Raw genomic sequence first — 10320 nt, forward strand, 5'->3', positions numbered from 1 at the left:
CCATGGACCTCACCATCAACGCCAGTTTTCTCCCCGCGACCGATCCGGAGGCCTCGCTGGCCTTCTACCGGGACGTGCTCGGCTTCGAGGTGCGCAAGGACGTCGGCTTCAACGGGCTGCGGTGGATCACCGTCGGGCCGGCCGGGCAGCCGGGGACCTCGATCGTGCTCTACCCGCCGGCCGGGGACCCGGGGATCACCGAGGCGGAGCGGCAGACCGTCGCCGAGATGATGGCCAAGGGCACGTACGCTGTGGTTCTGCTGGCCACGCCCGATGTGGACGGGACGTTCGACCGGATCCAGGCACACGACGCGGAGGTCGTGCAGGAGCCGACGGACCAGCCGTACGGGGCACGGGACTGCGCGTTCCGCGACCCGGCCGGGAACCTGGTCCGGATCCAGCAGCAGAAGTAGCAGCAGCAGCGCCGACCGCCCGAAACGAGGAGACGCACCATGCACGCCGCCGACAGCCACGACCTCATCCGCGTCCACGGCGCGCGCGTGAACAACCTCAAGGACGTCAGCATCGAGCTGCCCAAGCGCCGGCTGACCGTCTTCACCGGCGTCTCCGGCTCCGGCAAGAGCTCGCTGGTCTTCGGCACCATCGCCGCGGAGTCCCAGCGCCTGATCAACGAGACCTACAGCGCGTTCGTCCAGGGCTTCATGCCCACGCAGTCGCGGCCGGAGGTGGACGTCCTGGACGGGCTGACCACCGCGATCATCGTCGACCAGCAGCGCATGGGCGGCGACCCGCGCTCCACGGTCGGCACCGCGACCGACGCCAACGCGATGCTGCGCATCCTGTTCAGCCGCCTGGGCGAGCCGCACATCGGCTCGGCGAAGGCGTTCTCCTTCAACACCGCCTCGATCAGCGGCGCGGGCGCCGTCACGATGGAGAAGGGCGGCCAGACCGTCAAGGAGCGCCGCAGCTTCAGCATCGTCGGCGGCATGTGCCCGCGCTGCGAGGGCCGCGGCACGGTCAGCGACATCGACCTGGCCGAGCTGTACGACCAGAGCCGGTCGATCAACGACGGGGCGATCACCGTGCCCGGCTACTCCGGGGGCGGCTGGAACTCGCGGCTGTACGCCGAGTCGGGGTTCTTCGACCCGGACAAGCCGGTCAAGAAGTTCACCAAGAAGGAGCTGCACGACTTCCTGCACCGGGAGCCGACGCGGATGAAGATCGCGGGCATCAACATGACCTACGAGGGTCTGATCCCGCGCATCCAGAAGTCGATGCTGTCCAAGGAGCGGGAGTCGCTGCAGCCGCACATCCGGGCGTTCGTGGACCGGGCCGTCACGTTCACCACGTGCCCGGACTGCGACGGGACGCGGCTGTCGGCCGGCGCGCGGTCCTCGAAGATCAGGGGCATCAGCATCGCCGACGCCTGCGAGATGCAGATCAGCGACCTGGCCGAGTGGGTGCGGGACCTTTCCGAGCCGTCGGTGGCGCCGCTGCTGGAGGCGTTGTCGCAGACCCTTGACTCGTTCGTCGAGATCGGGCTGGGCTACCTGTCCCTGTCGCGTTCCTCCGGCACGCTGTCCGGCGGAGAGGCGCAGCGGGTGAAGATGATCCGGCACCTCGGCTCCTCGCTGACCGACGTCACCTACGTCTTCGACGAGCCCACCGTCGGCCTGCACCCGCACGACATCCAGCGGATGAACGAGCTGCTGCTGCGGCTGCGCGACAAGGGCAACACGGTGCTGGTGGTGGAGCACAAGCCGGAGATGATCGCGATCGCCGACCACGTGGTCGACCTCGGGCCGGGCGCCGGATCCGGCGGCGGCACGGTGTGCTTCGAGGGCACGATCGACGGGCTGCGGGGCAGCGACACGGTCACCGGACGGCACCTGGACGACCGGGCCGCGCTGAAGAAGGAGACGCGCGAGGCCAAGGGCACGCTGGAGATCCGCGGGGCCTCGGCCAACAACCTGCGGGACGTGGACGTCGACATCCCGCTCGGCGTGCTGGTGGTCGTCACCGGCGTGGCCGGCTCCGGCAAGAGCTCGCTGATCCACAGCTCGATGCCCAAGCGGGACGGCGTGGTGTCGATCGACCAGAGCCCGATCCGGGGCTCGCGGCGCAGCAACCCGGCCACGTACACCGGGCTGCTGGAGCCGATCCGCAAGGCGTTCGCGAAGGCCAACGACGTGAAGCCGGCGCTGTTCAGCGCCAACTCCGAGGGCGCCTGCCCGACCTGCAACGGCGCCGGGGTGGTGTACACCGACCTGGCGATGATGGCCGGCGTCGCGACGGTCTGCGAGGACTGCGAGGGCAAGCGGTACCAGGCCGAAGTGCTGAAGTACCACTTCGGCGGCCGCGATATCGCCGAGGTGCTGGCGATGTCGGTGGACGAGGCCGAGGCGTTCTTCGCCGACGGCGAGGCGAAGCTGCCGGCCGCACACAAGGTCTTGGCGCGGCTGTCCGACGTCGGGCTGGGCTACCTGAGCCTGGGCCAGCCGCTGACCACGCTGTCCGGCGGCGAGCGCCAGCGGCTGAAGCTGGCCACGGCGATGGCCGACGACGGCGGCGTGTACGTGCTCGACGAGCCGACCTCGGGGCTGCACCTGGCCGACGTGGAGCAGCTGCTGGGGCTGCTGGACCGGCTGGTGGAGGCCGGGAAGTCGGTGATCGTCATCGAGCACCACCAGGCGGTGATGGCGCACGCGGACTGGATCGTGGATCTGGGTCCGGGGGCCGGGCACGACGGCGGGCGGATCGTGTTCGAGGGGACGCCGGCGCAGCTGGTGAAGAAGAAGTCGACGCTGACCGGGCAGCATCTGGCGCAGTACGTGGGGGCGTGACACGCCCCAGCACACAAAAACGCGCCACCCGAGATCATGTTCCCGAAGGAACGGTCGGCGACGGATTCCGCTCCTGGGCTTTCGCCTGGTTAGCACGAGCCGAAGCTCTCAGGCCTGATCTGTGTTCAACCTCGGGCAGCGGACCGAAGTTCCCCCAGATACTGCCCTACCTTAGGGACGTTATAGTTACGAAGTATCCGTTTCCTACGCACCGGGAGGCGCTGGAACGGAGTATGCCAGATCATGCCGGTGCAGGTGGAGCGTATTACCGTGGAGAGGTGACGCAGCAACTGCCGGTGATCGACCTGTCGCTGGCCGGCGGGTCCGCCGAGGAGCGGGGCAGGCTGCACCAAACGCTGCGCACCGCAGCCACTGACGTCGGCTTCTTCCAGCTCGTCGGCCATGGCGTCACCGAAACCGAGACCACCGCGCTAGGCGACGCGATGCGCTCGTTCTTCGCGCTGCCGAAGGCCGACCGGCTGGCGGTCAGCAACCTCAACTCGCCGCACTTCCGCGGCTACACGAGCACCGGCGACGAGCAGACCGCCGGCGCCCGGGACTGGCGCGACCAGATGGACATCGGGCTGGAGCTGCCGCCGCGCGTGCCGGGGGCCGGGGAGCCGGCGTACTGGTGGTTGCAGGGCCCCAACCAGTGGCCGGAGAAGCTGCCCCAGCTGCGGACGGCGACGCTGGGGTGGATCGACAAGCTCAGCGCGGTCTCGCAGCGGCTGCTGCACGAGCTGCTGGCCTCGATCGGCGCCCGGCCGGACTTCTACGACGACGCCTTCGCCGGGCATCCGCACCTGCGGCTGAAGCTGGTGCGCTATCCCGGTACCGCGCCGGACGGCGCCGCTCAGGGCGTCGGCACGCACAAGGACTACGGCTTCATCACGCTGCTGCTCCAAGACTCGGTCGGCGGGCTCCAGGTGGCGCGGCCGGACGGGTCGTTCCTGGACGTGCCGCCGATGCCGGGGGCGTTCGTGGTGAACCTCGGGGAGCTGCTGGAGGTGGCCACGGACGGGTATCTGAAGGCGACGAGCCACCGCGTGGTGAGCCCGGCCGGGGCGCGGGAGCGGTTCTCGGTGCCGTTCTTCTACAACCCGCGGCTGGACGCGCAAATCGAGCCGCTGGAGTTCCCGCACGCGCACCACGCGCCCGGGGCCGACGACGACCCGTCGAACCCGCTGTACGCGGAGTTCGGGCGCAACGAGCTGAAGGGCTATCTGCGCGCGCATCCGGAGGTGACGAAGAAGTTCCACGCGGATCTGGCGACCGCGTAGCCGCTGTTGAGCGGGGCGGGGAATTCGGCGGGGAATGCCGTCCCGGCTGTGGACGTTGACCGACGACGCACACCGCTGACCGCACGGAGCAACGCGCGCCAGGACGTGTCCGCGTGCTCCGGGAGACGAGGGTTCCATGAAGTATTCGCTGCTCGACGTCGCCGCGGTCGCGCCCGGCGAGCATCCGGGCGAGGCCCTGCACGGCGCGGTGCCGCTGGCGCTGGCCGCCGAGCGCGGGGGCTACGAGCGCGTCTGGTACGCCGAGCACCACAACATGCCGGCCATCGCCTCCGCGGCCACCAGCGTGCTGATCGCGCACGTCGCGGCGAACACCGGGCACATCCGGCTGGGCGCCGGCGGCGTGATGCTGCCGAACCACTCGCCGCTGGTCATCGCCGAGCAGTTCGGGACGCTCGCGGCGCTGCACCCGGGCCGGATCGACCTGGGGCTGGGCCGCGCGCCGGGCTCGGACCAGGCCACGATGCGGGCGCTGCGGCGCAGCCCGGAGTCGGCGGACAGCTTCCCGCAGGACGTGCTGGAGCTGCAGGGCTTCCTGTCCGGGGACACGCGGATCCCGGGGGTCCGCGCGACGCCGGGCGACGGCTCGAACGTGCCGCTGTACATCCTGGGCTCCTCGCTGTTCGGGGCGCAGCTGGCCGCCGCGCTGGGGCTGCCGTACGCGTTCGCCTCGCACTTCGCGCCGGACGCGCTGGCCACGGCCACCGAGATCTACCGCGCGGAGTACCGGCCGAGCCCGGCGAACCCGGAGCCGTACCTGATCGTGGCGGCGAACCTGATCGCGGCCGACACCGAGGAGGAGGCCGAGATCCAGTACCAGGCCGCACTGCGGTGGCGGGCCAAGCGGTTCCTGCTGCGCGCCGACGCCGAGCTCAGCGACGCTGAGCTGGACCAGCTGCTGGCGACCCCGGCCGGGGAGCACGTGCGGGGCATGATGCGGGTCACCGCCGCCGGGACGCCGGAGCAGGCCGCGGAGTACCTGGAGCGGCTGGCGAAGCAGACCTCCGCGGACGAGGTGATCCTGGCTCCGGCCTCGCCGCAGCGGGCCCAGCGGATCCGGTCGGTGGAGCTGATGCCGGCGCCGAGCCGGCAGGCCGCGAAGGCTTCGTAGGGGCGGTCGGCGGGGGCTCTCGACGGCTGTCGAGGGCCCTTCACGGCTGGGCTGTTCCGGCAGTCGTCAGCGCCGCGACGCACCGAAACAGCCCAGTCGGCTGGCATCTCGGGGCGGCATTGGCCAAGGTGGAGTCCATGGCTGAAGCTGGGATGCGGAGCGGACGGCGCAAGAGGACCGGCGGCGTGGCGGCGGTCACGCTGGTGGCGGCGGTGGGGCTGCTGAGCGGGGCGTGCTCCAGCGGCGGGTCGAAGTCGGCGGCGAACGGGAGTTCGAGTTCGTCGTCGTCGACGCCTTCTTCGACGTCGTCTTCGAGCTCGACGCCGAGCAGTTCGTCGTCTTCTTCCTCGTCTTCGTCGTCGTCATCTTCATCGTCGTCGTCGTCGAGCTCGTCATCCTCGGCGCCGCCGACGACGCCGTCCAGCTCCTCGGCCGTGCCGGGCGGCCTGACGCTCCAGCAGGAGGCCGGGCAGCGGATCATCTACTCCTACCAGGGCCTGACGCCGCCGCAGCACCTGCTGACGCTGATCCGGCAGGGCGATGTCGGCGGCGTCATCTTCTTCGGCGGCAACATCTCCAGCGAGTCGCAGATCGCCGGCGTCATCACCGAGCTGCGCCAGGCGCAGGCGGCCAGCCCCGTGCACCTGCCGCTGCTGCTGATGACGGACCAGGAGGGCGGCATCGTCAAGCGGCTGCCGGGGCAGCCGTACATCTCGGCCAAGCAGATCGGCGAGAGCTCGAACCCGGTCGGCGCCGCGACCACCGCCGGCACCGAGGCGGCGCAGAACATGTCGGGCGTCGGGATGAACCTGAACCTGGCGCCGGTACTGGACGTCTCGCGCAGCCCCGGTGACTTCATCGACGCCGCGCAGCGCTCCTTCGGCGAGAACCCGAACTCGGTGTCCCAGCTGGCCTCGGCGTTCCTGACCGCACAGCAGAACACCGGCGTCGCGGCCACCGCCAAGCACTTCCCGGGCCTGGGCTCGGCGCCGAACGGCGCGAACACCGACGAGCGCCCGGTGACGCTGACGGTGTCGCTGGACAACCTGCGCAACATCGACGAGCTGCCGTACGCGGCGGCGGTGCAGAACGGCGTGAAGCTGGTGATGCTGTCCTGGGCCGTGTACACGAACCTGGACGCGAACCACCCGGCCGGCATGTCCTCGACGATCGTGCAGCAGGAGCTGCGCGGCCGCGTCGGGTTCAAGGGCGTGACGATCACCGACGCACTGGAGGCCGGCGCGCTGCAGGCCTACGGGAGCGCCGGCAACCGCGCGCTGTCGGCGGCCGAGGCGGGCATGGACCTGCTGCTGTGCTCCTCGGGCGACCCGGCGCAGGGCGACGCGGCGGCCGCGGCGATCGTGAACGGGGTGAACAGCGGGGCGCTGAGCCGGTCCGGCTTCGACGCGGCGGTGGCTCGTGTTGATGCGCTGCGGGGCGGGTTGAAGTAGGGCGGGACGCGGCTGGCGGCCGGGCCCGGCGCCCGAGCGCCCGGCGCGGGAGCCGGGTCGGCTTGTCGGCTTGTCAGGCTTGTCAGTGCCCCGTGCGAAGCTGGGTACCGTGATGGTCACCTTCGACGCCGAGCTGTGGCTCTGGGAAGCGCGGGCGGACAGCTGGACGTTCGTCACCGTGCCGGCGGATGTCAGCGAGGACATCCGCGAGCTGGCCGCCGCACCCCGGCGGGGGTTCGGATCGGTACGGGTGCAGGCGGCCATCGGCGGCAGCACGTGGCGGACGTCGATCTTTCCCGACGCCGCGCACGGCTGCTACGTCATGCCGGTCAAGGCGAAGGTACGGAAGGCCGAGGGGCTCGACGTCGGGGGCACCGCCTCGGTGAGCATCGAGCTCGTGGATTTCTGACCGCTCGGTTCTCACTCCCCCGGTTTCCACTCCTCCCGGTTCTCACTCCGCCGGGATCGAGCGCGGCAGACCGAACCAGGGCAGCGCGCCCTTCTCGAAGCGCGTCATGGCACTGATGCCGTCGGCGCGGGCTTCGATCACGAACAGGCCCACGCCGTGCAGGACGTCCTCGGCGCCGCGAATGTACGTGCCGAACGCGGGCTGGCCGTTGGCACGCGTCGGCACGAGGCGGTGGCGGCGGCCGGAGCTGAAGATGCTCGCGATGAAGGCGACGGTGGCCTCGCGTCCCTGGTACTCGAAGGGCATCGGGGGCATCGAGGTGAAGACGTCGTCGGTGAGCAGCGTGACGAGGGCTTCGATGTCGGCGGCCTCGTAGGCGGTGGCGAACCTGGCGGCCAAGGAACTTTCCTCGGTCGAGCCGGCGGCGAGCACCGGACGACGCCGCTCCAGGCTCCCGCGGGCCCGCTTCAACGCACTGGCGACCGACTCGGCCGTCGTGTCCAGCATCTCCGCGACCTCGGCACCGTGATAACCGAGCACGTCGCGCAGCAGGAGCACCGCCACCTGGCGCGGCGGCAGCACCTGGAGCGCCGTGACGAAGGCCAGGGAGATGGCCTCGTTCTGCTCGTAGCGCGCCTCGGGCCCCGGCGGGGCGGCGTCGAGCACGCCTTCGAGCAGCGCGTCGGGGAACGGCTCCAGCCAGAACACCTCGCCGAGCCGGGTCGGCGCCGGCGGCTCCACACCCGGGACGTCCCACTCCTTGGCGCGGCGACGGCTGGTCGAGCGGCGCGCGTTGAGGCAGCGGTTGGTGGCGATGCGATAGAGCCAGGTCCGCACCGAGGAACGTCCCTCGAATCCGGCCAGCGCCTGCCACGCACTGAGCAGGCTCTCCTGCAGCGCGTCCTCGGCGTCCTGGAACGAGCCCAGCATGCGGTAGCAGTGCACCAGCAGCTCCCGGCGGTACGGGGCGACCAGCTCGTCGAACGCCGCGCCGTCCCCGGACCTGGCCCGCGCCAGCAGCACCGGCAGATCGGCAGTCATCGCACTCATCTCGTCGCCTCCATGCTCACACATCCGATCGTCATCGTCGGTGCAGACACCCCCCGCAAGCCGGATTGGGCGGTCCCGAGGCGCCCAATCCAGCGCGCCCCGCGGTGTCTCCATCGCCGACAGGAACACGGCACCGGAAGCCAAGGAGCACGACCATGGGAAAGATCATCATCAGCACCAACAGCTCATTCGACGGCGTCGTCCAGGACCCGGACGGCACGGACGGCTTCCCCCGCGGCGGCTGGTTCGACCAGGTCATCGCTGACGACAGGCCGGAGTGGGCGCAGTACTTCGTCAAGGAAGCCCTCGGCGCCTCGGCGTTGCTGATGGGACGCACGAGCGACGCGTGGTTCGCCTCCCGCTGGCTCGACCGCACCGGCGACTGGGCGGACAAGCTGAACGCGATGCCGAAGTACATCGTCTCCAGCACCCTGGAGCACACCGCCTGGTCCAACGGAACGATCATCGGCAGCGACCTGGCCACCGAGGTCGCCAAGCTCAAGCACGAGATCGACGGCGAGATCCTGGTCTACGGCAGCTTCCAACTCGGCCACGCCCTGATCGAACAGGACCTCGTCGACGAAATCCGCGTCATGCTGCTGCCGGTCCTGGCCGGCGACGGCGTACGCCTCTTCGGCACCACCGCCGGAATCAGGCCCCTGCGACTCACGCACACCGCAACCGTCGGAAGCGGGATCGTCTCCCTCACCTACGAGGTGGTGCGCGAGGGCTGACACAAGAAGAAAAGCCAAAGGCGCCCGAGATCAAGTCGGCTGCGGAAAACCGGCCGAAGCCGGTCAGCCGCTCTTCCATTGAGCTACCGCCTCCCGCAAGGGAGCCGAGCCGGATTCGAACCGGCAACCTGCTGATCCAGAAGTAACCGCTGCCTGCGCACCGGGCGCCACCACCAACAGTAGCCTGACACGCGGCGCGGGAGCGAACGATTTCGCCACCGCGCCGCACCGCAGCGTGAAGGCCTGGCCGGCCACGTCGTTAGGGGGTCCGAAGGACCATGTGGGGTGTTGGTTCTGGGTCCCTCGCCGCGTCGACGGGCGAAGCCAACCTGGCCGGGCCGGTGGTGTCAAGCCGGACGAAACAGCACCACAGCAGCAGGGGTGCGGCTTGATACCGCCGGACCGGGCCAATGCCGCGTAGTTAAGTGTTTGTGGGGATTTGTCAAGGTGTTTGATTGATGGTGTAGGTGGCTGGGGCGGTTTTGGTGAAGTGGCCGTAGCGTGCCCATGTGGAGAGTTGGACGCAGAAGCTGTTGAGGCGTTCGGTGACGCCCAGGGCGTGGGCGATGTGTCGGGCGGTCCAGGGCTGGTCGCCGTTGGCGGCCAGGAATGCCATCACCTGGTCTCGGCGGGCGGTGCGGCCTGGGTGCGGCTGGTCGGGGGTATCTGGCGGGGCTGGTGGTTCGGGTGCCTGGTGGATGGCGGCGGTGATGCCGGTGATGGGGGTGCTGGCTGCAGGCCGCCATTCGCCTGGCGGCCGGGAGGCGTAGCGGGAGCGGCTGGACTTTACTTTGCGGGCGGATATGCGCAGGCGCCGTGGCGGGTTCAGGTCGGCCAGCACCGCACGTCCGATTTCACCGACCAGGTCCAGGCGGCCGTCGTCGCTGGTGGTGGGTTGGATCCCGGCGGCCAGGACTACCTGGTCGCGGGCGGCATCGACGGCGCAGGCGAAGGAGGCCCGATCTGGGTCGGAGCCTTTGATGGTGTCGGTGGCGTTCACCATCGCGCAGCGCAGCAGTTGGTAGAGACACAACAGCGCCCACATCTCCTGCTCGATGCCGAACCGGTCTTCTGATCGCAACTGGTGGCCGTGGAGCAGGCCTTGGCGCAGGCCGTGGAGGGCTGTTTCCACCTCCCAGCGTTCGTGGTAGAGCCGCACCAGCGCTGATGCGGGGTCGCAGCGGGCGTCCAGCAAAGAGGTGATCAGCCGGTAGCGCTCAGCATGGCGGGTACCATCGGCCAAGGTCACCACCACGTCGACATCGATGATCCGCACTGGCAGGGCCCCCAGCCGAGACAGAAACGAGCCATCGGACAACCGGGCCAGCACCGGCGGGTTGCGGGCGGCGGTGGCCCGGATGAGGAATCGTGCACCGGTGCCGGCCAGCTCGGCTGCGAAGTCATCGGAGTCGAACCCGCGATCGCACAACACCAGCATCTTGTCGTTCAGCAGCGGCAGCAGC

General features: G+C 70.0%; 10 protein-coding genes. 7 read left to right on the forward strand and 3 right to left on the reverse strand.

What is annotated here, in order from left to right; translation table 11 throughout:
• Positions 1–2: 2 nt before the first annotated feature.
• The 4 genes from ABH920_RS43880 (at position 3) to ABH920_RS43895 (ending at position 5213) form a co-directional block, all read left to right on the forward strand.
• Positions 3–413: a VOC family protein gene (locus ABH920_RS43880; protein ID WP_370355273.1), complete on the forward strand. Its 411-nt coding sequence runs from the start codon at positions 3–5 to the stop codon at positions 411–413.
• A 39-nt stretch (positions 414–452) separates the two neighbouring features.
• Positions 453–2804 (forward strand): ATP-binding cassette domain-containing protein, encoded by a 2352-nt coding sequence (locus tag ABH920_RS43885; RefSeq protein WP_370355274.1) that lies wholly within the window; start codon positions 453–455, stop codon positions 2802–2804.
• 278 nt (positions 2805–3082) lie between these two features.
• Positions 3083–4084, forward strand: a complete 1002-nt coding sequence (locus ABH920_RS43890) for an isopenicillin N synthase family dioxygenase (RefSeq protein WP_370355275.1) — start codon at positions 3083–3085, stop codon at positions 4082–4084.
• A gap of 136 nt (positions 4085–4220) precedes the next feature.
• Positions 4221–5213, forward strand: coding sequence for an LLM class flavin-dependent oxidoreductase (locus tag ABH920_RS43895; RefSeq protein WP_370355276.1), 993 nt, complete (start codon positions 4221–4223; stop codon positions 5211–5213).
• Positions 5214–5253: 40 nt separating this feature from the next.
• Here the strand turns inward: ABH920_RS43895 and ABH920_RS43900 are convergent, their stop codons facing one another.
• Positions 5254–5694 carry a hypothetical protein gene (locus ABH920_RS43900; protein ID WP_370355277.1) on the reverse strand — a complete coding sequence of 147 codons (441 nt, stop codon included), beginning with the start codon at positions 5692–5694 and terminating at the stop codon, positions 5254–5256.
• Here ABH920_RS43900 and ABH920_RS43905 point away from each other — a divergent pair.
• A complete protein-coding gene (locus tag ABH920_RS43905; protein ID WP_370355278.1) occupies positions 5648–6664 on the forward strand; it encodes a glycoside hydrolase family 3 N-terminal domain-containing protein in 1017 nt (338 codons plus the stop codon). The two genes, ABH920_RS43900 and ABH920_RS43905, sit on opposite strands and share 47 nt — an antisense overlap.
• A 109-nt stretch (positions 6665–6773) precedes the next feature.
• On the forward strand, positions 6774–7073 hold the full coding sequence (locus ABH920_RS43910; protein ID WP_370355279.1) for a DUF1905 domain-containing protein: 300 nt from the start codon (positions 6774–6776) through the stop codon (positions 7071–7073).
• A 42-nt stretch (positions 7074–7115) separates the two neighbouring features.
• Here the strand turns inward: ABH920_RS43910 and ABH920_RS43915 are convergent, their stop codons facing one another.
• Positions 7116–8114 (reverse strand): sigma-70 family RNA polymerase sigma factor, encoded by a 999-nt coding sequence (locus tag ABH920_RS43915; protein ID WP_370355282.1) that lies wholly within the window; start codon positions 8112–8114, stop codon positions 7116–7118.
• Positions 8115–8278: 164 nt separating this feature from the next.
• Here ABH920_RS43915 and ABH920_RS43920 point away from each other — a divergent pair, with 164 nt between their 5' ends.
• The gene (locus ABH920_RS43920) at positions 8279–8857 is read left to right on the forward strand and encodes a dihydrofolate reductase family protein (RefSeq protein ID WP_370355280.1); all 579 of its coding nucleotides are present in this window, start codon (positions 8279–8281) and stop codon (positions 8855–8857) included.
• Positions 8858–9299: 442 nt separating this feature from the next.
• Here the strand turns inward: ABH920_RS43920 and ABH920_RS43925 are convergent.
• On the reverse strand, positions 9300–10320 hold a 1021-nt coding region (locus ABH920_RS43925; protein WP_370355281.1), incomplete at its 5' end, for a transposase.

The organism is Catenulispora sp. EB89 (assembly GCF_041261445.1).
Lineage (GTDB): Bacteria > Actinomycetota > Actinomycetes > Streptomycetales > Catenulisporaceae > Catenulispora.

Coding starts and splice junctions, on each gene's coding strand:
- ABH920_RS43900 (WP_370355277.1), bottom strand. CDS start 5,694: ATGATCCGCTGCCCGGCCTCCTGCTGGAGCGTCAGGCCGCCCGGCACG.
- ABH920_RS43895 (WP_370355276.1), top strand. CDS start 4,221: ATGAAGTATTCGCTGCTCGACGTCGCCGCGGTCGCGCCCGGCGAGCAT.
- ABH920_RS43885 (WP_370355274.1), top strand. CDS start 453: ATGCACGCCGCCGACAGCCACGACCTCATCCGCGTCCACGGCGCGCGC.
- ABH920_RS43915 (WP_370355282.1), bottom strand. CDS start 8,114: ATGACTGCCGATCTGCCGGTGCTGCTGGCGCGGGCCAGGTCCGGGGAC.
- ABH920_RS43920 (WP_370355280.1), top strand. CDS start 8,279: ATGGGAAAGATCATCATCAGCACCAACAGCTCATTCGACGGCGTCGTC.
- ABH920_RS43880 (WP_370355273.1), top strand. CDS start 3: ATGGACCTCACCATCAACGCCAGTTTTCTCCCCGCGACCGATCCGGAG.